Annotated in this window: 21 protein-coding genes, 1 pseudogene and 1 riboswitch; of the genes and pseudogenes, 5 read left to right on the top strand and 17 right to left on the bottom strand. The window is 42.7% G+C overall.

What is annotated here, in order from left to right:
- Positions 1–57: 57 nt before the first annotated feature.
- Positions 58–160: riboswitch (purine riboswitch) on the bottom strand.
- A gap of 77 nt (positions 161–237) precedes the next feature.
- Both M3N64_RS12925 and M3N64_RS12920 read right to left on the bottom strand, forming a co-directional pair.
- The gene (locus M3N64_RS12925; protein WP_249103435.1) at positions 238–711 is read right to left on the bottom strand and encodes a hypothetical protein; all 474 of its coding nucleotides are present in this window, start codon (positions 709–711) and stop codon (positions 238–240) included.
- Positions 712–1,098: 387 nt separating this feature from the next.
- Entirely contained in the window at positions 1,099–1,278 is a 180-nt protein-coding gene (locus M3N64_RS12920) for a MarR family transcriptional regulator (RefSeq protein WP_249103433.1), read from the bottom strand.
- A gap of 251 nt (positions 1,279–1,529) precedes the next feature.
- Here M3N64_RS12920 and M3N64_RS12915 point away from each other — a divergent pair, with 251 nt between their 5' ends.
- Positions 1,530–2,765, top strand: a complete 1,236-nt coding sequence (locus M3N64_RS12915) for an alkaline phosphatase family protein (RefSeq protein WP_249103431.1) — start codon at positions 1,530–1,532, stop codon at positions 2,763–2,765.
- On the top strand, positions 2,765–4,285 hold the full coding sequence (locus tag M3N64_RS12910) for an MFS transporter (RefSeq protein ID WP_249103430.1): 1,521 nt from the start codon (positions 2,765–2,767) through the stop codon (positions 4,283–4,285). The genes M3N64_RS12915 and M3N64_RS12910 overlap by 1 nt, the downstream gene beginning before the upstream one ends.
- 43 nt (positions 4,286–4,328) lie before the next feature.
- Here the strand turns inward: M3N64_RS12910 and M3N64_RS12905 are convergent, their stop codons facing one another.
- Complete coding sequence (locus M3N64_RS12905; RefSeq protein WP_249103427.1) at positions 4,329–4,862, bottom strand: CDP-alcohol phosphatidyltransferase family protein; 534 nt, start codon at positions 4,860–4,862, stop codon at positions 4,329–4,331.
- 300 nt (positions 4,863–5,162) lie between these two features.
- On the opposite strand from M3N64_RS12905, the gene M3N64_RS12900 reads away from it, so the two are divergent.
- The gene (locus tag M3N64_RS12900; protein WP_249103426.1) at positions 5,163–5,642 is read left to right on the top strand and encodes a Dps family protein; all 480 of its coding nucleotides are present in this window, start codon (positions 5,163–5,165) and stop codon (positions 5,640–5,642) included.
- 240 nt (positions 5,643–5,882) lie between these two features.
- Here the strand turns inward: M3N64_RS12900 and M3N64_RS12895 are convergent, their stop codons facing one another.
- The 4 genes from M3N64_RS12895 to M3N64_RS12880 form a co-directional block, all read right to left on the bottom strand.
- Entirely contained in the window at positions 5,883–6,350 is a 468-nt protein-coding gene (locus M3N64_RS12895) for a GNAT family N-acetyltransferase (protein WP_249103424.1), read from the bottom strand.
- A gap of 245 nt (positions 6,351–6,595) precedes the next feature.
- Positions 6,596–7,612, bottom strand: coding sequence for a S66 family peptidase (locus M3N64_RS12890; RefSeq protein ID WP_249103492.1), 1,017 nt, complete (start codon positions 7,610–7,612; stop codon positions 6,596–6,598).
- Positions 7,613–7,682: 70 nt separating this feature from the next.
- A complete protein-coding gene (locus M3N64_RS12885; RefSeq protein ID WP_249103421.1) occupies positions 7,683–7,886 on the bottom strand; it encodes a hypothetical protein in 204 nt (67 codons plus the stop codon).
- 41 nt (positions 7,887–7,927) lie between these two features.
- Positions 7,928–8,173 carry a GNAT family N-acetyltransferase gene (locus M3N64_RS12880; protein ID WP_249103419.1) on the bottom strand — a complete coding sequence of 82 codons (246 nt, stop codon included), beginning with the start codon at positions 8,171–8,173 and terminating at the stop codon, positions 7,928–7,930.
- 228 nt (positions 8,174–8,401) lie between these two features.
- On the opposite strand from M3N64_RS12880, the gene M3N64_RS12875 reads away from it, so the two are divergent.
- Positions 8,402–8,632, top strand: coding sequence for a hypothetical protein (locus M3N64_RS12875; RefSeq protein WP_249103394.1), 231 nt, complete (start codon positions 8,402–8,404; stop codon positions 8,630–8,632).
- Positions 8,633–8,665: 33 nt separating this feature from the next.
- Here M3N64_RS12875 and M3N64_RS12870 read toward each other — a convergent pair whose 3' ends face one another.
- The 6 genes from M3N64_RS12870 to fic all read right to left on the bottom strand — a co-directional run bounded on the left by M3N64_RS12870 (position 8,666) and on the right by fic (position 15,900).
- Complete coding sequence (locus M3N64_RS12870; RefSeq protein ID WP_249103391.1) at positions 8,666–9,697, bottom strand: dipeptidase; 1,032 nt, start codon at positions 9,695–9,697, stop codon at positions 8,666–8,668.
- A gap of 67 nt (positions 9,698–9,764) precedes the next feature.
- Positions 9,765–10,403 (bottom strand): ABC-2 transporter permease, encoded by a 639-nt coding sequence (locus M3N64_RS12865; RefSeq protein ID WP_249103389.1) that lies wholly within the window; start codon positions 10,401–10,403, stop codon positions 9,765–9,767.
- Positions 10,393–11,259, bottom strand: a complete 867-nt coding sequence (locus M3N64_RS12860; RefSeq protein WP_249103361.1) for an ABC transporter ATP-binding protein — start codon at positions 11,257–11,259, stop codon at positions 10,393–10,395. Before M3N64_RS12860 ends, M3N64_RS12865 begins: the two co-directional genes overlap by 11 nt.
- Positions 11,259–11,639 (bottom strand): GntR family transcriptional regulator, encoded by a 381-nt coding sequence (locus M3N64_RS12855; protein WP_249103358.1) that lies wholly within the window; start codon positions 11,637–11,639, stop codon positions 11,259–11,261. Before M3N64_RS12855 ends, M3N64_RS12860 begins: the two co-directional genes overlap by 1 nt.
- Before the next feature lie 305 nt (positions 11,640–11,944).
- Positions 11,945–15,100 (bottom strand): type I restriction endonuclease subunit R, encoded by a 3,156-nt coding sequence (locus M3N64_RS12850; RefSeq protein WP_283163458.1) that lies wholly within the window; start codon positions 15,098–15,100, stop codon positions 11,945–11,947.
- A gap of 167 nt (positions 15,101–15,267) precedes the next feature.
- On the bottom strand, positions 15,268–15,900 hold the full coding sequence (gene fic, locus M3N64_RS12845) for a protein adenylyltransferase Fic (protein ID WP_249103355.1): 633 nt from the start codon (positions 15,898–15,900) through the stop codon (positions 15,268–15,270).
- Positions 15,901–16,135: 235 nt separating this feature from the next.
- Here fic and M3N64_RS12840 point away from each other — a divergent pair.
- Positions 16,136–17,296, top strand: a pseudogene (locus tag M3N64_RS12840) (restriction endonuclease subunit S); the annotation flags it as partial.
- Between the two features lie 26 nt (positions 17,297–17,322).
- Here M3N64_RS12840 and M3N64_RS12835 read toward each other — a convergent pair.
- From M3N64_RS12835 to M3N64_RS12820, 4 genes are all read right to left on the bottom strand, one after another.
- A complete protein-coding gene (locus M3N64_RS12835; protein ID WP_249103336.1) occupies positions 17,323–18,252 on the bottom strand; it encodes a site-specific integrase in 930 nt (309 codons plus the stop codon).
- A gap of 82 nt (positions 18,253–18,334) precedes the next feature.
- Entirely contained in the window at positions 18,335–19,555 is a 1,221-nt protein-coding gene (locus tag M3N64_RS12830; protein ID WP_249103315.1) for a restriction endonuclease subunit S, read from the bottom strand.
- On the bottom strand, positions 19,555–21,141 hold the full coding sequence (locus M3N64_RS12825) for a type I restriction-modification system subunit M (protein ID WP_368389919.1): 1,587 nt from the start codon (positions 21,139–21,141) through the stop codon (positions 19,555–19,557). The genes M3N64_RS12830 and M3N64_RS12825 overlap by 1 nt, the downstream gene beginning before the upstream one ends.
- A gap of 352 nt (positions 21,142–21,493) precedes the next feature.
- Entirely contained in the window at positions 21,494–23,053 is a 1,560-nt protein-coding gene (locus M3N64_RS12820; protein WP_249103305.1) for a C39 family peptidase, read from the bottom strand.
- Between the last annotated feature and the right edge of the window lie 261 nt (positions 23,054–23,314).

The raw sequence follows: 23,314 nt of genomic DNA, 5'->3' as shown, positions 1-23,314 counted from the left end.
TCTGCTTCTGCAACCGTTTCCGCGAGCGAACATCGGCATAACCGTGTACTGCTCAAGCGAACGGAAAAAGAACACCATAGCGCAGGCACTTTACGGCTGCCGCGTAGAAACTTCTGCACCTTATCTGCAGACTTATATGGTTTTATCTTTTATGAAGTTTAATTATTTTCAGGCCCTTATTGATAAAAATTATATCATTGTAATAATTTTTTGGCAACCGAACCACTATTCGAAATATTAATTGAATTCGCTTGCATTTTTCGTTTTACGACAAGTTTCCTGCCGGAGCTCCCCAAACTGCCAGACAGATTGGACGTTCTGCAGGCGCCGCGCATGTTCTGCGCTATCGATCGTATTCACGGAATGAGAGACAAAGAGCTGACACGCAGCAGAAAAAGCGGGCAATTCGCTTAGATCGCTGAGTGGAACGTGAACACAACACTTGCCGTACTGCCCACTGGTCAGCTTTTGTTTCAGCAGATTGATCGGAAACTCATCATTTGAATAGAAGGAGAAGAAATGATTGGTAACATTAAAAGCTATGTATTTGTGATGCAGCCGATATACGGGCATACGGCAAAAAGTCGTCTCATCCCACTGAGGAAGTTGATTGCGCATCAGTCTGATCATCGTGTGCAGCCATAATTTCTGATGCGCGTTGAATCGGTTAAGATACTCCAGACGATTCAAAAATTCGGTAACTGTTTCCACTGCAATACACCATCCTTTTTCCAGGAACACACAGATATAGGATGAACGCCGTGCGCTTTTTTATACGTTCTATTCTGTTCCTGGCTACGGATCCGATTGCGATTTACCGACCATTCAGCATGATTTGCCGGTCAGCGCTTGTTTTCACAGTTTTCTACCGGAGTCTTTGATCTGTTTATTTTGTTGACATCGGCGCAACGGTTGCTCGCTTGATGGAGCACACCGCGAATCTCTCCGGACAAACTGAAATCTACGTCGTCTCACGCCTCCATGTTTAGCCGATATTTTGTTGATTGATGATACGGCAAAATCGTATACTTTTGCTAAAAAAACAGGCAGACCGCCATGATGAAACCGATGGCGATCCGCCTGCTCCTTCCTGTTTCTTTAACGCTTGATCTCCCAGTAGCAACGTTTCGGTGAAACAATTTTCTCTTCCTTTTTTAATTGAGTCATTACTTTATTGACTTCCTTTTTGTCCAGTCCCGTTGCGGCAGCCACTTTGCCTGCATTGGCCGGCTCCTCGGCATTTTTGAAAAAAGCAAGTACAGCATCATAATTCTCCATATCCTGTATCCCTCCAGTTGTTGCTTACATTCTGTTCCTGTTTTTATTATAAACGCACCGCGGCTCCGTCCAACATGGAGATTTTGTCAACTATTTTTCCGTTTCGATGCGTATGATCTTTCCTGCAGAATTGGCCCTGATTATTTTTACTTATTTTTTACATAGTTCAGGCGAAGATTTCAAGTCCTGATGGTAAGCTTGTACAACGAGTATTAAAATCGGTCGGTATTTATGCATAAAGTCAGGAGGGATTGAAGACGTCAGATAAGAAAAAGCACTTATTTATGATTTCATTGGATGCGGTCAGCACCCGGGACGTTGATTTTCTGCGCACATTGCCCAATTTTTCTCAATTATGCGCCAGAGGGACGCTGGTGCGCAATGTCCAATCCATTTTCCCGTCGAATACCTATCCCTGCCACAGCTCAATCATTACCGGTGTACACCCACGCACACATGGGCTGATTGAAAATGTCTTCACACAGCCAGGAACAGACGATCCGGACTGGCGACGGGACACGCGCCTGCTCACCGTTCCCACACTCTATGAAAAGGCAGCTGAATACGGATGCAAGGTCTGCTCCATCTTTTATCCCGTCACTTGCGGTGCGCCTATTAAATGGAATTTTCCTGAAGTGCCAGGCCATTTGGGCCTTGCTGAGCGCATCTCCATAACTTTGCGCGGCGGCAGTCCATGGTTCATTCTTTCATCGCTGCTAAAAAACGGATCACATCTGAAAAAGATGGCGGAACCCTATATTGATGAGTTTACGACACATATTGCGCTGAATGCGGTTAAGAAAAAACCCAATTTGCTGCTTTTGCATCTGCTTGATGTCGATGAGCACAAACATCACAACGGTCCCGATTCCGCAGCCGTCAAGGACGCGTTGAAGCGAATCGATAACCGGCTCGGATTACTGGTCCGGCAGGCTGAGCAGTACTGGGGAAAAGAGAACACAGCTTTCATTCTATTCAGCGATCATGGCTGCAATTCTGTCAGACAATCCAAGGATCCTAATGATTGGCTCAGAGAAAGCGGTCTTATCTATGAAGAACATTCAAACAATGAAACCCGTTATGATGCTTTTTTTCATAATGCCGGCGGAACAGCTTTTCTGAAAATCTATAATCCGCAGGCCTCCGGACCAGCGGACAGTCTGCTTGAAGAGCTCACAAACAAGCCTGAGGTAAGAAGACTGGTCACAAAAAATGAACTGGCAATCAGCGGGCTTGACCAGGAATTCATTGCCGGCATCGAAGCTGCGGATGGATTCAGTTTCGGACAGCCGGTTAAAGGTGCGCACGGTTATTGTCTCGATCACGAAGACTATCAGCCATTTTATCTGGCAGTCGGAAACGGTATTTCCGAGAACATGGTGACGATCGGCGGCTGTATCGTCGACATCTGCCCGCTTGCCGCGCGCCTGCTTGGCATCCCCTTATGGCCGATGGACGGCCGTGACCGGCTCAGGGAGGTACTTTGATGGCAGCCTTTACTAAGAAAGAAAAAAGCTGGATCATGTATGATTGGGCAAATTCAGTGTATGCGACCATCATCATGTCAGCGGTTTTTCCCATTTATTTTGCTTCCGTGGCAAAAATGCACGGCATGGCGGGAGATGTTTGGTGGGGCTATGCCACCTCAATCACTTCATTTGTCGTTGCGCTTTCCGCACCATTTCTCGGCGCACTCGGAGATTTCAAAGGGATGAAAAAAAGGCTTTTTCTTATTTTTCTGATCGCAGGCTCTTTTTTCACCGCCTGCACAGCGTTCACCGATCAGCCGATTCTGCTGCTGGCCGGGTATTGTCTTTCGTTCATCGGCTTTGAAGGCTCGTTGCTCTTTTATGACAGTTTTCTGACCGATGTCACCGTCCCGGAACGCATGAATCGTGTATCTTCCTATGGATATGCCATGGGCTATCTCGGCGGCAGCACCATTCCGTTTATGATCTCGATCACGCTGATTCTGTTTGGCGGTTCATTTGGTATTGATGGCACACTGGCCGTAAAGCTGTCAATCATGATGACTTCCTGCTGGTGGCTGCTCTTCAGTTTCCCGCTCCTGCGTCACGTCCGGCAGGTGCACTACATAGACAGGCCGAAGAATCAGTTAATACAAAATGCACTTGGTAACTTAAAAAACACGGGGATTGCCATAATCAGCAATCGAAAACTGCTCTTTTTTGTGATCGCCTATTTCTTTTACATTGACGGTGTCGGCACCGTGATCTCTATGTCCACTTCTTATGGCAGCACGCTCGGTCTCAGCAGCAGTATGATGATTCTTGCCCTGTTTTTAACACAGATTCTCGCTGTTCCGTTTTCTATTCTTTTCGGCCGGCTGACTGACCGGCTTGGCGTATACCGCATGCTGCAGGTCGGTGTCGTCATGTACATGCTGATCTGCGTGCTCGGCTTCTACCTCGGTTTCTCACTCGAGCCGCATCAGCAGGTCTATGAGAATAAGTTAATACAGATTGTCAATAACAACGGTACGCAACTTGACAGACAGACGCTTGAATCGGTAAGAGAAACTGGGCGATCTGTTTTGGCAAAATCTGACCGTGATCAGGCGTTTGCTGAGCAGATTGACCGCCTTGCAGAATCAAAAAATACGGGAGAAAAATCCGAATTGATAAAAATAAAAAAAGCGGCCTCCACCTTTCTGGCTGATCCGAAACAGTCAGAAGATTATACACGCGCGCTCAATCGCTCGACCATGCTCTTCTGGCTGCTTGCCATTCTGGTCAGCACCTGTCAGGGCGGCATTCAGGCGATCAGCCGTGCCTTCTACGCATCGCTGATTCCTTCCAGTCGTTCAAACGAGTTTTTCGGCTTTTTCGATGTCTTCGGCAAATTTGCGGCCGTGATCGGCCCAGCGCTTTATGCATTCAGCTCAGCAGCAACTGGCCGTTCCTCATATGGTATTTTGAGCCTGCTCGCGATCTTTGCGATTGGACTGGCCGCACTGACAGTGAGTAAGGCTCATTTTAAAGAGTAAGGAACCCGATCAGACAGTCATCCAGCGATCCAAGGTCATTTCATTATTTAAAGAAAAGGCTGCGCCGGTTCTCATCTGCAGTACCGCTTGTTAAATGAATGAGCCATTCTTCAACGGCGCTCAGCAGCGCAATGATACCCGCACCCCATAGGAATCCGTTACTCCTGAACAGAATATAAATGGCAGGCGCAGCGAAAAGAAGAACGCCTGCCATTTTATTTCCCCATGTGTGTACACTGACGAATGAACGATATTTATAAGCAGCAGTGGACAGACTGAGCAGCCGGAATCCTGTAATGAATCCAATGAGCGGGACAAAGGGCATTAGAACATCCCAAGCCAGGATGAGAAATAAAATACAGAGAACGCCGTACATGATAAAGTCAGCCAATGAATCCAGCCGTGCACCCAATCTGCTTGGTTTACTGATTTTCCGTGCGATTTGTCCATCAAGAAAGTCAGTCAGGCCCGCCGCTACATACAACGCTGCGAACACCCGACTGTTTTGATAACAGAAAGGAAGCAAAAGTACGAAAATGATCCGACTCACGGTCAGCATATTGGGTATGTACTTCAATGGAATCCTCCGCTAAGCCAATATATTTTGATCATCTATATTTTGATCATCGCATGCTTAAAGAAGCAGGCACCACAGCTTTTTTTTCATTTACAACATTCACTGCACGCACTGCCTTTCTCATACACATTTTTCATCACAACCCGTTTTCAACGTCCTGAACATTAACTTGATGGGCGAGATTTTTCGAGTTCACGAATGTGCCCTGACTGAGAAAATTGGTTGCTGGACACAAGCAATATTTTATTTTATAATAATTATTGTTAAATATTAATTATAATTTGAGAAGGAGTGATCCACATGGCCATTACACAGGCAAAAACAACGAAAACTTTTCTAAATCAGCAAGTCGCGAATTATGGATTATTTTATACAAAACTACATCAATTTCACTGGTACGTCAAAGGGCATAATTTCTTCACACTGCACGTAAAGTTTGAAGAGCTGTATGATCAGACTACGCTCATCCTCGATGACATTGCAGAGCGGCTGCTTCAAATCGGCGGCGAGCCTTACGCAACACTGCAGGAATTTCTTGAACACGCATCCCTTAAAGAAAAGCCGTACACCAATCCGCTTACTGAAAATGAAATGGTTCAGGCGGTTATCGATGACCTTGTCATACTGAGGGATGAACTCAATGAAGGAATTAAACTGACAGATCAGGAAGGCGACAGTGTCACAAATGATATGCTGATCGCGACAAAGAACAAGCTGGATAAAGAAATCTGGTTCTACAGCTCGTTCCTCGGCAAAGATCCGGTACCTCAGAAAAATTAACAACCAGCAAGCGGAATGCCCCAGTCAGGCATTCCGTTTTTTCATGAATTGAGCTTTGGAAAACAGCAAAGCTCATGAAGCTGCTATCCGCCAATATCTAAGTGTTTTTCCTGCCATCAAAAGAGAGACCCACATCGTTCATCAAACTTTGATCCACAGGATCGCAGCGATGCGATGCTGCTGCACCTGGAAACGGCCGGGGACCGGTACTCAGGAAGCAGCCTTCTCATCTATCACGCATCAATGACATCGATAAATCATGGTTATAAATTCATAATGACCCCCATTTGTTGCCTGCATATACCGTTTTTCTTCTTCAAACCCGACTTTCAGGTAGACTTTAATCGCCCGCCGGTTAAAGGCGGCAACAGATAAAGTAATCATCTTCGGATGGTCGCGTGAAACAGCAAAAGCAAGTCCGGCTGATACGAAATCCGCGCCGTTCCCTTTCCCCGTCTGTTCCGGCTTCATTCCCAGGCCGATCTCTGTTGTTTGCTGATTGATTTTATAGAAGCAAAAAAATCCGATCAGTCCCTCGTGATCATAGACAGAAAAATAGTTCTGACCACGCCTGGAAGAATCAAGCATTTCTTCCAGATCCTCCTCGTCAGCCTCCATGTTATAAAAGGCATAGATTCCATCATAATGCCACTGATAGGCAATCTCCTCCGCTTCATCCTGGCTCATCAATTCAAATCGATAGTCCATCCCCGTCAAACCTCGCTTCTCAACCTTTCAAAAAATAGGGAACCACTCAACAACAGGGAATTGTCGGCAGTTACCGTACAGTTTTCTTGCATGTCACACCATTACAACCCAACTGACCGATTCCTCCGCAAACGAACACAATAAAAGATGTCTCTTTCTCAACATCAGTGCTTCATTCAAAAAATGCCGGTAAAAACTGCGGGCTATGGCAGGTCGCCCGAATTCATTTTTCTAATGATCATAGGTTATACCTCAACACCTGATTCCAAAATAGCGAATCCCGGTTTGTCGCAGCGGATCTCCGCAAACGCTCCGTATGGCAGGAGACATTTCGGTTCATTGTGCCCAAAACTGGCATTATACAGGACAGGAAGCTCCTCCTTGCCGAACTCCGCCAAGATCATTTTAATTACTTCTTTATATTCTTGATAAAATGTCCCTCTGTATGGTTTCCCGAAGATCAGCCCGTTGACCCGATCAAAAATCCCCATCACACCGTAGCTTCTTAAGCTATCCTCAAGCAGCCAAATCGGAGGCATTTCTTCAGATGTTTCAAGAAAAAGTATGGCATCGTCGAAGTCGCTTAATTCCGGAAAAAGTGAAGTGCCCTTGATCATGTCAATGACCTCAAGACAGCCACCAATCAACCGTCCAGTCGCCGTTTCATGTCCTTGCAAAAGTTCATAGTCCGAATTTGCCTCAAATTTTCTCGCCACATTCTTGTTTTCAATTACCCATTCAAGACGCTGCGACGTATATTCCTTAGAAACCGGAATCTCCCCGATTGGACCCTTGCTGAAAAGTACCTTTCTCACCCAGTGCTCCGTATAATCCGGCATTTTAATATTTTCGGCTAAATCATTGAGCAAGGAAAGGCCATAGAAGCTGGAAATACCCGCTTTTAAGCAGAAAAAATGAGTCACCGTGCTGTCCGAATAGCCAGTAACAATCTTAGGGTTATTCCGGATCACGCCAAAATCAATATAAGGGAGCAACCGGATGCTGTCGCTCCCACCGATGCAGGAGATGATTCCCTTAATTGATGGATCTAAGAAAGCTTGCATCAAGTCCTCCGCCCGCTTTTCCGGATGATTGTAGACGTAATCTGTACCTTTCAATGTGTTCGGCAATTCAACGACCTTTAAGCCGAAAACCTGTTCCAATCGTTCCCTCCCTTGCCGGTAGCGCCAGTTAATCGCTTCGTCACCTGCACCGCCCCATGAAGAGCTGACCGCTGCCACGGTGTCACCCGGTTTAAGCATCGGTGGTTTGATTAAATCCAGCAACTGCTTGATACTCCTCTCTGTTAATCGTTATTTCTCCTTAGGATTGTTATTCACCCATTTCAATCACGCGCGCAACATCATGTCCACAAATCGCACATTTTCCTTTTAAGATAATACCGAAACGATCCTGATCAATCACATATCCGACAATTTCGACCTCTTTGCCGCAACTCGTGCACCAGACATTGCGCCTCAATTTTTCTCTTGTTTCCCTGGGGATTGACAACCATTTTTCATTTGCGGAAGCCACCTTTGTCCCTCCCTGATTTTTATGTACCTTTATCACATGATTCATAATTCTTTTCCCATCATGACCATACCATCTATTGAATGAAAACCTCTGCGTTGGTAGAAGCCTTCTGTTCCATCATTTCTGGATGTGAATAAGATGATATCCTTTATTCCTTTCTCCTTTAAACGCTTCTCACATTCATTGAGCAAGCTTGTCCCGATTCCGGCGTGGCGCAATTCACGATCAACACAGAACTCCTTAATCATGAACAGCACACCATCATAAAATTGTTCTTCGCCGCCCAAAATAAGACCGGACAGCTCCCGCTTTTATATCCGACCAATCCGAATGAGCCCTCACAATGGATCATTTGATGAAGCCTTTTTTTCGCTGTCTGGGCTGTCCAATCATCGTTCCACGGCGGTGCGTTGAAAGCATCGACATAAAGATGTGCCATATCATCAAGATGTTCTATTGTTAATTCATAATAGTTCATAGTAGCATCAGCTCTCGATCTGGAAATCACTTTTCATATGGCATTTGATCAATTATCTCTGGAGAATCAATTTTCTGCCATTAGCTGGTTAGCAGCACGCAGTGTTCAAAGAATATTAACTCATGTTGATCCCATGGGTCATTCGATCACGCATGAGTTGAATCATTTATGCAAGCTGATTCGCCATGCTGACAATCGCCTGATCATTCTTCTGGGGCATCACGACCGCGAACGCTGCCTTCGCTACTCAGCAGCTGTCCGTTCATGAGGTGGTCCATGGCTCAAAAATTGTTCCGCTTCCTTAAAGCAACTGCTGGTACAGGTTCAGAAAGTTGCCACTCAGAATTCTTCCGATCGTTTCATCATCATACCCGCGACGGATCAGTTCTTCAGTAAACAGAGGCAGATCCTTATGTGTTTTAATCACATCATACGTATCCTCGGTATGCCAGGCAGGCTTAAGCGGAAGTTCAGTCAGAAAGTTGCAGATATCAAGGCCGACACCGACATGCTCCGGACCGACAAGCTGCACGACATGATCCAGGTGATCGATTAAGTGGCTGACATCTCTTTGTTCAGATCGATCAGAAACAAAAGCACTGAAACCATTCATCCCAATCACGCTACCCCTTGACGCGAGCTCACGTATCTGGTCGTCTGTCAGATTGCGCATTGATGAAGCCAGCATCCTCGCATTGGAATGGGAGGCAATGATCGGCCCGCTTGTCCGTTCCAGCACATCGGCCAGGCCGGCATCGTTCAGGTGGCTCACATCGATGATCATGTTCAGACGTTCCGCTTCTTCAAGCAGTTGAACACCGAATTCGGTTAAACCGCCCTGCCGTCCTTCATCAACCGTTTTAAAATGACTGCCGTCTGCGGCAAAGTTGCGCCGGCTCCAGGTCAGACCGACAAAACGCACGCCTAGTTTATAAAAAATCTGCAAGAGCCCGAGATCATTGGTCAACGGGTCAACCCCTTCGAGCGACAGCAAAATCGCCAGTTTGCGGTGGACATGAGCATCGATAATGTCGTCATAAGTTGTGCAGAGCTGGATCTTATCCGGAGATTCTTCAATTTCCGAATATAACGCGCTCACCTGATCAAGCGCCATTTTCAGTCCCATCTCAGGCAGATACTCGCTTTCAATGAACAGTGAGCAGACCAGTGCGCTGACACCGCCGGCACGAAGATCGGGAAGAAAATTTGTTTCAATCACCTTGCGATAACCGTGCTTGCGGCGCAAATCCACTTCCATCAGCAAATCAAAATGTGCATCGAGCACAATGTATTGTTCATGCAGCCGCAGCGCGTGTTCACGAACAGATTCCATTTTCCCATCCCCTTAAAAAAAACACCCCCAGGTTGGGGATGCATGCATTTCGTTCATTATACCATGGCTACAGGTCTTTTCGTTCGAAGATTCTTTGTGAAACCAGCAGCGAAAGCAAAACCAAAAGAATGCCGGTTATGCCAGGCAGCCATTGAAAAAGTGTATCTGGCAACGGCAATGAGAAAGTCAGGTGAATCTCATTTTCATTCAGCCACCTGATTAAATAGCCAAGCGCAAACGGCATACAAAAAATGATTGCAAGCATCACCATACGCATTTTTTCATAACCAAACTTATATTGAAGTGGAATGAAAAAACTGAAAAACAGGCTGAAAAAGAATAGGCTAAAATTAATACCCGTTAAAGAAACCGTTGCCATCCGTGACGAAATAATTGCCGCTACAAGAAACTGAATAAGAACCGTAAGAAGAAAAATAATGAGCAGAAACGCATATTTTGCCTGGACTACAGATTTTCTTCGATAAGGCGTCGCGCAGAGCAGTGCATTTCCCCTGTATTTATTTTCAATCATCGAAACCTGGGAAAATGCGATGAATGAAACATACAGGAGAACGAGGAAAAAGCTAATCGCACCATTGCCCATTTGTGATGCGAGATAAACAGGTGCAACCACAGCAAACGCGACAAGAATTACCAAATACTTTTTAATCAATATAAAATCTTTTAAAATAAGATTAATCAGCAATTTTTTCACCTCCGACATAGGCAAGCATCACGTCTTCAATGGACGTCCGTTCCAGTACTGCTCCTGGTATCGCGCGAAGGACTGCATTCTTTTGATTGGTCACACCGTCGAATCCGAAATGCGACTGATTCAGGCTCAGGAACAGAGGACGTGTTTCCTCATTGATCCAGTTGTTGTCCCCTTTTACGCGCACATGCGACTCCAGCAGTTCATCTTTTTCCTTCTCAAAAAGAATCTTTCCATCATCAATGAGAATCAGCATATCCGCAATCCGTTCCAAGTCCGATGTAATGTGTGTAGAGAAAAAAGCGCTCTTGTTTTCCTCACTGACAAATTCAATCAAAATTTGCATCAATTCGCTGCGTACCAACGGATCCAGGCCGCTTGTCGGTTCATCCATAATCAATAAATCGGCATGATGCGAAAGTGCCAGAGCAACAGCAAACTTCATGCGCATTCCTTTCGACAGCTTAGCAATCTTTTGCTGCAAGTTTAATTGAAACCGATTGATATAACTGAGAAAGCTCTTCTCATCCCATCTTGTATATGCGGATGCGATCACTCTTTTCATTTCTTGAAGCGTTAAATTTTCGTAAAAATATCCTTCATCCATGACAAAACCGATTCGATCTTTTATGCTGCGTTCATTTCTTTCTGCATCTTCGCCAAAAATGCGAATCTTGCCGTCATCTTTATGGATGAGACCAAGAATTGATTTAATGGTCGTTGTCTTGCCGGAACCGTTCGTTCCGATGAAGCCAGTGATGCAGCCCTTTTCCAGTGAAAAGTGAATGTGATCAAGGTAAAAATCATGGAACTTTTTCGTCAAATGATCGACTTCAAGTACAGCGGTCATTAATCTTCCTCCTCATCAAAAAGTAAATCCATCATTTCATGCAACTCTTTCAGATTGATGCCAAGCTGTTGCGCCATGCGACACGCTTCAGCAAGCTTGGTTTCCACCATCTGTCGTTTCGATTCCATGATCAGTTCGGGATTTTCTGAAGCGACAAACGATCCTTTACCAACACGTGTCGTGATGAATCCTTCTGCTTCCAGTTCCGAATACGCTTTTTTCGTCGTCAGAACACTGACATGCAGCGCGCTGGCAAGGGCACGAATGGTCGGGAGCTGCTCGCCTTCTGCGAGATCTCCGGTCATGATCGCTTGCTTCATCTGCTCCTTAATCTGCTGATATAACGGCAAATTTGATCGGTTTTGTATAATGATTTTCATGCAGCAACCTCTTTAATAAACTCATAAGATAATATCCATTATACACAATATATACAATATATACAATAAAAACAATTAAACCGGTTTTAGAAAGACCAGGCTAGGCCCAGTCCTTTGCCGTTGATCTAGTACCTGACGGACACTCCAGCTGCTCGCTTGCCGCGGGCGCACCGCGAACCTCCGCTTTGATGCCCAAACATTATGTTATTTTGTTAATTGCCTGCAGGACAAAATCACATACTCTCTAATCTTAAAAAGCCCCCCGTAAAGGGAGACTCTTGGATAACTTAATACAAAAATCATTTTTATTTCAATTCATTATCCAGTGGAACAATAAATTCATCCAGTGTTTTTCTCCATTGACGTTTCATTTCCGGACCATATTTCAGTGGTTTAGCATCTGAATGAACAACTTTGTATTGATCAAATCGCTTACTGTCAATAATGCTTCCAATATTCGGTATGGGATCTGCTCCCACTACATATTGAATTGCTGATGAATAGAGCTCGTTTTTATCCACAAACCAGGTATTCGCAAACGCTTCGATCGCATGATTACGAGCATGTGTGAAATACCGGCGCTTCACAACAAAAACATCCTCATCCGGATCGATCTCCTTGTTATCAATTGCATTCAATATTTTCCGGTAAATTTGTTTAACATTTTCGGCTTTATTCAATTTTTGAAGTGCCTTTTCAATTTCATCGCGGATATCTTGATTATTTGCAGAATAAGTATCTAATAGCCGATCAATATACGCAGAATCAATATCGTATGCCTTTTTCGCATTTTCTCCAAAGAATTCAATTTCTGATAAGTCCGGTCCTGGACCAACCGAATCAGGCGGATCAACTGACAATGATCCTTTCACCGTATTATAGACACCCCTATATTCGTCTAATATTTGGACTTGCTCCTGAAGTACTTTTGATTTTTCCATTTCATCATTATAGCCATCATAAGTGACAAGTGCTTCGTAAGAATGGTTCAATTCCTGAAAAGCTTTCACAAAATCGATTCGCGTTTCCATTGATGAATGCTCATCAATATCGGCTAAGTTAGGCATTGACGTGAATATTTTATGTGCTTTAGTGAATCGTTTCTTTGATTCGTCATAGGTTGGATACACGAGGTTGGTTTCTTTTTGTTCCGATGAGTATAGCTTTATCGCGTCTGCCACATTCTTCTCCATTGTATAAGGCTTACGGAAGGTGACAATCAATCCCTTGCTCTTTCCCGGATAGGTTCGGTTGGTACGAGAAAACGCCTGAATCAAATTTGCATAGCTTAGGTTGCGATCCACAAAAAGGGTTTGGATTGTCGGTGCGTCAAAACCTGTCAGTAAGCGATCCACAACAATCACAAGATCAATTTGTTTCCCAAACGCTTTAAACTCTGCTTTCTTACGGGCGAGTCGATTATTGATGTCGCCATTGTAACGTTCAATATCTTCTATGGACCAGGCAGTATGGTAATACGTATTGTACTGTTTGATGATTTCTTCCATTTCATCTTGAATTTGTTTCGCATGTTCTTCGTTTTCTTGAACCGAATAAGTTATCGCGATTCGTGGAAAATCAGGATCTTCAATGATACGCCCTGTTCGCATCGGGTGTTCGGCAAATTCTTTAGTTAACCACTCCGGATCTTTAGTCAGTTCCTTGATCGCATAATAATAACGTTTTGCCATATCAATCGAGCTGGTCGTCAAAATGGCAGACTTCTGCGGACGGCCATTTTGAAAATCAAATTTGATATAGGCATTATCTGGGCGAAAAATCTTATGCAACACCTTTTGAATATGTTCGTCACTCTCAAAAACAGTAGGTTCCAGGTACTGTTCTTTTTTAATCCCATCCGCTTGATCAATCAAATTATTAATTCCATCCACACTATAGTTTGCGTACTTTTCGTTTACTTTCAATTGATCAAAAATGTAATTATTTAATGAATTGGTGTCAATCGTATCTTCATGCTCAACCTGAAAACCTAAAACAGCGCCATCATCCAGGGCGTTTTTTATTGTATAGGTGTGGAGTACTTCACCGTATTGATCACGGGTCGTTCGAGCCAATTGCCCTTGGGCCTGTTTTTTATTTTCATCAAAGATTGGTGTACCAGTAAAGCCAAACCAAGTTGAATTGGGGAAAAATTTTTTAATGGCTTCCATACCTTCCGCACTTAACGCTCGATGACATTCATCAACGACAAAGACAATATGCCGGCCAAGTAATTTCTTAAATCGTTGTGTTCCTTTTTGTTCTTCTTGTTTTTGAGCATATCGTAAAGCAGCTTCTAATTTTTGGCGCGTGGTAATGATCACCGTATTGGCATTCGCATCAGATAAGAGCGTAGCACTTAACTCCCTAGCACTCCCTGTCCCAACAATCAGGCTATTCGACTTTGCAGCACCAGAAGAAATACCTGTATTAAATTCCGATGCAAATTTGGTAAATTCCGTGGTGGTCTGATTGTCCAGGTCTTTTCGGTCAATCAACATAATCGTTCGATCGATCCCTGGTTTACGTGCTAATAGCTTCGTTGAAACAAAGCTCGTTAATGTCTTTCCTGATCCTGTCGCATGCCAAACAAAACCCGACTTATGTTTCATCGCAGAATCAAACAAAGCTTCAATCGCATGAATTTGATACGGATGTAAAACCATTAATGCTTTGTTATCCTGATCTTCACTGACAATCATATAATTGGCAATCAACCGATGAGCATCCGGAATATTCAGAACTTGTTTAATAAATTCATAGAGATTGTCTACTTTGCGATTATTTTTAGTTCGCCAACTAAAAACAAACTTCTTATACATATCTTTTGGCGAGGCATTGGCAAAATAGCGCGTTGTTTGTTCATTGGAAATGACGAACAACTGCAAACTGGAAAATATATTATTCCGAAACATTCCTTCCTCAGCATATTTTTTTATTTGGTTGAATGCTTGAAATACCCCATCTTTTGCACTAACCTGTTTCAATTCAATTTGAACAATCGGCAGCCCATTAATTAATAGGGTGACATCAAAACGTCGATTACGACCATCCATCTCAATCTTTTGTTTCGCAACTTGATGAACCACTTCATAGGTAGAGATTCCTCCACCAATATCCTGATTGGAATATAAAATTAGAGAAAGTGAACCAAGAGAAACATCTTCCCGTTCTATGTGAATACGAGCAATCCCATTTTCCCCCTTGAGCCACTTTGCAGCATCAAAAGGAGTTTGAGTATGTACTAACAATTCGGTCTTTATGCGATCAAATTCTTTATCGGTAATGGGGTAATCGCCAAGCTCCGATAAATTATTTTGCGTAATTTTTTTGCGTAAGTTCAGCCATAAATCGTCTTCTGACTTTATATCTGGACGATAATTCCATTGGTTATGGCCTTCACCGAGCACTTCAATCAGCCGACGCTCTACTTCTGCTTCATCATGGAGTGGATGTTTCATGATTATTGCTTCCCCACCTTCGTCACAGCCTGCATTTTTCCCTGGATAAACTCTCCTAAATTATAACATGACCGTGCGATCAATTGCGTCATTAAGCGAATGTTGGTGTCAGAGAACAGGTGATTAATGAATGAAGTGGTTAGCCGGGTGCTCGTTCAATGGTGCAACTATTCATTTTCATTTATATTTTTGTCCTTTCTTAACTTTTCCGTATTATAAACGGTATACCCTTCATAGTAATAACTGGCGTCAATACCTTTCATATAAACGTCACGATCATTCACCTTGTTCGTCAAAGCTCCCTTTAACAAATGTTTGATTTCAATATCCTTAATCGGACTGCGTTCCATTGCCAGCAAGTAATCTTCCTTATCAACCTGACTCCAGTCCACAACCTGTTTTAATTCTTTTTTTAGTATCAAATCAAGCCAGATACGCATGCTACGCCCGTTTCCTTCACGAAATGGGTGGGCAATATTCATCTCCACGTACTTTTCAATAATTTCATCAAGAGTAGACTGCGGCATACCATCAATATGCTTTAGCGCAGCATCCAGATACATTACAGGTGCAAAGCGGAAATTTCCCTTGGCAATATTAACATCACGAACCTTGCCTGCAAAATGATAAATCTCGTCAAAAAGATAAGCGTGAATTTTTGCCAACGTTGCAAAAGTTCCTGGAGTCAAACGATCTAAAACACCTGTTTCAAATAACGCGATCGCCTTTGTTTTACTGATTTTTTCTTCCGCTCGTGCAAGCTCCACCGAATTAGTAATCCCTAATTTATTTTGCAGCATCTGACTCACCCCGCATATATTGTAATAAATTTTTAATACGGTACCTTACTAAAATTATAACCTCCACTCAGTAAGCCAATCATCCAACGCTTCACTTCTTCTTCAACATAAAGTGGTTTTTGCATTATTGCTTACCTACCTTCGCCGCAGCCTGAATTTTTCAGAAAAACACTTTTAAATTATATCATGACAGTGTTTTCAGTTGCGCCAATAAGCGAATGTTGACAATTGGGAACAGCGTAAGGTTTTTGATTTTGCAGGAAAAACATATGGTGGTGGAACTCCAAAGACTTTTATTGAAAACTATTGGGGCGGAAATATTTCTTGGATACAATCATCTGATTTAATTGAACATCAAGTTTCATATGTAGAAACAAAAAGGAAAATTACAGAATCGGGGTTGAAAAATTCAGCGGCAAAACTTGTTCCTGCAAATTCCATTGCAATAGTCACGCGAGTTGGTGTTGGAAAGCTAGCATTCATACCATTTGAGTATGCTACAAGCCAAGATTTTCTCTCGTTAAGTAATTTGAAAGTTGACGAATGGTTTGGAACGTATTCTCTTTATAAGAAATTACAAAGTGAATTGAACTCTGTTCAAGGGACATCAATCAAAGGAATTACAAAAGAGGAACTACTGAGCAAAAAAATTATGGTTCCAAAATCTTTGGATGAACAGAGCCTAATTGGAAAATTTTTCAGAAATATTGACCAGACTATCGCCCTTCATCAGGAAAAGCTAGACAAGTTGCGACGCTTAAAAAAAGCCTTTCTACAGTTAATGTTCCCACAAAATGGTGAAACTGAGCCTCGGCTAAGATTCGCTAACTTTGTGTCTCCATGGGAAAAGCGTAAGCTTGGTGACATATATACCGAGACACATGAGAAGGGAAACGATTCCTTGCAGATTCTCTCGGTCTCAATTCACGATGGTGTATCTGGCAACGAGCTGGACAGTGACACTTTGGGAAAAACAGTGCGACGGACAGAGGACAAGTCGGTATATAAACATGTATATCAAGGTAACCTAGTATTCAATATGATGCGTGCATGGCAGGGTGCAATCGGAATCGTGAAAACAGAAGGAATGGTAAGCCCAGCCTACATAACCGCAAAATCAAATGGTATTGTATTTCCACCGTTTATGAACTTTGCAATGCGCCTGCCTTCAATGATTGCACAGATGGACAGCCTTTCTTATGGATTAATGGCATTTCGAAAAAGACTGTACTGGGAACCATTCACAACCGCATATTGTTACATTCCATCTGTCAGGGAACAATCAGCGATTGCAGATCTGCTGAAGCATATTGATAGGATTATCGCTCTTCATCAAACTAAACTTGAAAAGCTACAATCACTTAAAAAAGCATACTTACAAAAAATGTTTATTTAAAAAGGCACATTATGTGCCTTTTTAACTTACATTAACAGAGATAAATGTCGCATGATTTTGTCATTATCTTGATTTTCTAATTCGTGAATAATGTGCAGATAAGTTTCTTGTGTGGTTGTCATGCTTGAATGACCTAATCTCGTTGCTACACTTGCGATCGACACACCGGCAAAAAGCAGAAGTGATGCATGTGTATGACGCAATCCATGGATCGTGATTATCGGTATATCGGCTTTCATACATAAGGTTTTTAAGTGATTATTTACTGTAGAATTAAAAACCCTGCTCTTCACGAAAATCGGTTTGTTTTTATCCACATTCTTTATTAGCTGAGAAAATTGCATCGCTGTTTGCCAATCAATTTGAACCTTACGTTTAGATGATTCATTCTTAGTAGGTTGAAATTCTCCCATTGTTCCTTTATAGTTCCAAGTCTTGCTCACTATTATTTTTTGCTTTGAGAAATCAAAGTCATCCGGAGTTAGCGCTAACGCTTCTGAAAACCGTAGCCCTGTTTTTGTAACTAAGAGGATAAACCAATCCCAATTTATTTCTTCAGTGAGATTCAATTGTTTTAGTAGCGCCTGAACCTCAAACTGGTTTAGAAATTTTATTTTCTTTTCGCCAGGCTTCTTTCCTTTTATGATTATTTTTCTGGTTGGATTTTTCTCAATCAATCCTTCATCCACTGCATCGAGAATTGCACCTTTCAATTGATGATGAAAATCCATAGTTGTTTGCTTTTCGTGGGTCAATGCATAATCATTCAATAATTGCTGGTACTGTTTTCGGTTGAGTTCGCCAATTTTTAAATGGGGAGCTAATTCAACAATTCTTTGTTGGCTCATGTAATATTTCTGGAGCGTAACGGATCGAATGGCACCCACTTTGTACAATTCAATCCATTCTTCGAAGTACTCGTGAAATAACTGATCTGATTTTTTCTTCCTTGCCAAAATAAAACCTCCTAAATAATAGTTGATGAATGCATCATCACTTTAATTATTTAGAAGTTTTCTAGTTCCTGCCAATAAATTTTTAGATGAGCATGTCTTGTAGATAAGCTTTTTTCAATTTTTTTAGTTTTTCAATTCGTTCATGATGAAGAGCGAGAGTGTGATCCAGGTGTGCGAAAAACGTGCCGATTTTGACTTGTTCCTCTAAGTTGGGTATCAAAATAGGCATCTTAGACATTTGTTTTCCGGATACTTCTGCAAAAGTAGAACCAGCACCTTTTTTTTCTCCGTATCGTTTCAGCTCATGAGTGCGTGAATAGATAAAATATGAATCGAGCTCATCTTTGTGGGGTACAATTGATTGAAAGCCCTGATTTGTTGTCCCTTCTTTAGCCAAAATTGCAGTGTTTCCAATACCTGCACGAGAAGTAAATAAGACAGTTCCAACAGGTAAAATCCTAGCTGAGCTCTTCTGCAACCCTAATTCGGTTATTTTCTTTTGACTGTTTTCCACATATGTTTGCTCTCCAATTTCTACTGGAGAATACCAGTCAATATCCCCATCCCAATAGTCTTCATTAGAAGTGCTTGGCGTTCCACCACCGATGATATCAGCAACTTTCCCTAACTTACGCTGTTCCCATGCAGAGAAAAAATTAGCGAATCTTAGCCGAGGCTCAGTTTCACCATTTTGTGGGAACATTAACTGTAGAAAGGCTTTTTTTAAGCGTCGCAACTTGTCTAGCTTTTCCTGATGAAGGGCGATAGTCTGGTCGAGGGTCTGAAAAAAGGTGCCGATTTTGATTTGTTCTTCTTCAGAAGGTGCATTGAAATTGTACATATTCAATTCATCACGATTGATTTTTGGCACACCTGTACGCATTGATACTGAGACAGAGTACTTATAGAAATCTCGCGTTTGAAGCATTGTATATAAGAACTTCTGATTGATTCCGTTCTTCGCATTCAATACGTAAGTATCAGCACTGGCAAGTCCTTCATATGATGCATAAACGTACTTTCCTAGTTGTGGATTGATCTTGCCATAAATGATATCTCCAGCATTAAAGTGGAATTTGCCACTAATGAGTTTGTCTTCCGCAACATTGTTTACATTGTTAAGCAAACGACCGCTGAACGATTCAATATTACCTGGTCCTATATGTGGCAGTTCATCGTACTCACCAGTTTTTGGGTCAACCATATTGGTTGAAATATCAACGGTATTTTCCCAGTTACGCTGTTCCCAATCGTCAAAAAAGCCATCAAATCGTATTTCTGGTGCATTCCTCCTTTTCTCCATTAATGAAACACCGCCTTTGTTGCTGCGATGATATCTTTGGAGTCGTCTGTTACTTTCAGCTCGTCCAATAGTTTCAAAAATTCTTTTTCAGACTGAGCAATTTCTTTATTTAAGGAAACTATTTCCTTGCTTAACTCAACAATGTCAATCGGTTCTTCTTCCTCAAATGCATCGACATAGCGGGGAATATTCAGATTGAAGTCATTCTCTTTTATTTCATCAAAACTGGCAACGTGGGCGTATTTCTCAATATCTTCACGTTTCTTGTATGTATTAACAATCTTATCTATATTTTCTTCTGTAAGTTTGTTTTGGTTCTTACCCTTCGTAAACTCCTTACTCGCATCGATAAATAAAACGTCTCGGCTTGTACGGTTTTTCTTTAAGATGATGACTGTTGTTGGAATGGAGGTTCCGAAGAAAAGGTTTGCAGGCATACCAATAACAGCGTCAATACTGCCATCCTCCAATAATTTCTTTCGTATCACTCCTTCGGCAGCACCACGGAAGAGCACACCATGTGGCAAGACAATCGCCATTGTTCCAGAATCCTTTAAGTGATAATATCCATGTAATAAGAAGGCAAAATCCGCTTTTGATTTTGGCGCTAATCGTCCGTAGCGGTTAAAACGAGAATCATCTAAAAATGTTGGATCCGCTGACCATTTAGCAGAATACGGCGGGTTCATTAACACTGCGTCAAACGTATACGGCTCATCCGTTGGCCAATCTTTGTTTAATGTATCCCCATTACGCAGACGCATATCTTCTTTATCAACGCCATGCAGGATGAGGTTCATCTTAGCCAAATTATATGTAGTTGTGTTGAGCTCCTGCCCATGATATTTCACACTGTCCGGATGCGTCAGATAATTACGGACGTTTAACATCAATGATCCAGATCCCATGGTTGGATCAAACACGCTAAACAAGTTTTTCGTTTCTTGTCCAATGGTTACGATCCGAGCCATCATGTCCGATACTTCATGAGGCGTGTAAAATTCTCCGGCTTTCTTCCCAGCTTCAGAAGCAAACTGAGAAATGAGGAACTCATAAGCATCACCGATGACGTCACCATTATGACCAATGACATCAACATCATTGAGTTTCTTCAATACTTCTGTAATCGTAATGTTACGTTGTTGGTCATCTGATCCTAGTTTTTTTGAATTCAAATCGACATCATCAAATAAACCATTAAACTGATCATATTTAGTAGACAGTTCAATAAACGCTTTATTTAAGTCATTCAGCTGAAAAACATTTTGTTTTGCTTGATCTGTTAATACGTTAAATAAATAGTTTGGTTCAATATCATAGCCTAGCGTATCGACTAAGGTTTCGATCAAATCATTTTTCGTGTCCTCGTCGGCGAGTAGTTCATGATACAAATGTGTTTGTTTATCCTGGGTATCGTATTTTTCTGACGATTCATCTGCCAGTTCAACAACCTTTTCTAGCAATTTATCAGATAGATATTTATAGAAAATCAGTCCTAATAAGTAGTCTTTATATTCTGATGCATCCATCTTGCTGCGTAAATGGTCTGCTGCACTAAATAATTTTGTATTTAAATCGGATCCCATGTTCAAACTCCCCTTAGAGTTTTTAGATCTATTTTACCATATTTTCGCTTTGCTTCAGCGAGAGTATTTAGATGATGTTAGTCTCTATATTGTTCAAGGGAAATTCTCGAAACCCCTTATACAATCGTCTTCAGCGCAATTCAACAAAGAAAAAATACCATCTGAAAAAGCTGGTATACTATCGTCATATTTTCATCAAAAAATATCATCATCTAGCATTTAAATGAGCCGGCCAGCCACAGAATAGTGTATTCATTATTTTAGCGGCATCCCGCCTCAAATTCGGCACTGAAGAAAAAACCTCCCGGCAATTTAACCCGAGAGGTTCAGTATATTAGCGTTTGCACCTGTTTTAATGACGATTACTCTTTTTGTTCAATTCAAGTGTCGCCACATAGTTGTCACCGGTTGTGCTCAGCACATAAAGGGTCAGCGTCGCAGGCTTGCCATTCAGATTTGCTTTGATCTGATTGAGATCAAGGGCAATGTTGCCGTCTGATGTTTCATGTGTATAGTAAAATTTCCTGTGCGCATCAGTGTCGTATTTTGTTCCATCGGAAATCGTGTAAGCCAGTGTACCGGACTGCTCCGTCAGCGGGCGGACATCCGCTGTAAAACCTGCAGGAATATCAATTTTTTTCTTGCCGGCATAAAGCGCGTATTCATTTTCACTGCTTGTTGGACGCAGGTCTGCATGAATGCGTTTCGCGACTGAATTTCCCGCGCCGCCCCTTTCTTTGCCGTGCACAATATAAGCAACGCCGTTTGCCCACGCCTTCAAAAATTGATCGACCTTGTATTTGCGCACGGCCGTATCATCGGACGGTGCGAACGAATCGTTGACAATCACATAGTCCTGGCCGCCGATCGTCTCAAAGCCTCTGACAAGAATCAGATGACCTGGTGTCGTGCCCGGTGCACCCTCCACATACGGATAACGGGTATTCGAAGGATCATTGGTATATTTGACACTGACCGCAGCTGGGTAACCTTTAAGAATCTCACTTTTTAATCCGTCCAGATCGGTAAAAACAGAATAAGCCTTGTAGCCATAACTGCCGGCGACCGCTGAACTGAATGCCCAGTTGCCGAAGCCGTCGTAATCATAGTCATAATCACGAAGTGCCGTTTCTTCGAGGAGCAGATTCTCACCCATCCGGTTCATGGCCATCGTCATTGTTGTCGGACTGCAAATGGAGTTTGCAATCTTCGGATCACGAATCATTTGTGAGTAGGCAGGCGTCCGGATGTCCTTGTTCACGGTTAACTTACTTGGATGCTTGCTGACCGAGCCCCATCCGAGCTCCGTTGAAGCCCCCAGCAGCCGAACCGTTGGCGCCGCATGTGGATCATCTGTATGCAGGAGTGCGCGGATCTGGAATTTGTCCGCCGTCTCGCCGCGACTGCCGCGCACCGTAAACGTGTCGACATCAACATAAGCGAGCGGATCTGATGAATCGGTGATGCTCGCCCGCTCGATGTAGGTTCCCCACTTGCCCCATGAACGCCACGTTGACCAATCCTTCACGAGTTGATTGTCGGCATTATAATGGCTGATCTCAGCACGGACCTGGATCTCAACCGATGTACCCTTGGGCGTATCGCTGTTCCACGAAGCGATCAAATAGTCAAAGGGGTCAGTTGTTAGTTCAGGAGAGACGAAAACGCCGTCGCTCGCATACTTGCCGCGTATCTTTGTCAAAGTAAAAGCCCCGTCACCGGGATGCTGATGAATGGTCACATTTTCTCGGGTTCCTGCTGTAAAATCATTTGCTGAGCTGACAAGGTACGTATGATCACTCTCTTTCACAGATCCGGAGCTTTTAGCGTACGCCGCAAAAGAAGGCGCAGATGCCGCCGCAATAATGCATGCGAACAAAATCGTCAAAGCCCCTTTCCATATTTTTGCCACATTGTTTCCCCCCACCATTATTTAGTCGATTTGAAAATAAAGCAAGTCTGCATATCTCTCATCTACCATAAGCTTGCAGGTAAAAAGAGGCGAGGGTCTGAGTTACTATTTTCAGTAAATTTTTATAATTCTATTTTTTATTTACCCCTTTTACAAAGGCATTTTCCGTTCGTCCTTTTCTCACACCTTCCTATTTTTAGGCATGATTGACCATGATTAATAGAGGGAAACAGATAGATTTTATAATTAATAAGTTCTAAG

The organism is Sporolactobacillus mangiferae, from assembly GCF_023336505.1.
GTDB lineage: Bacteria > Bacillota > Bacilli > Bacillales > Sporolactobacillaceae > Sporolactobacillus > Sporolactobacillus mangiferae.
This window is presented reverse-complemented; position numbering and strand designations above follow the sequence as displayed.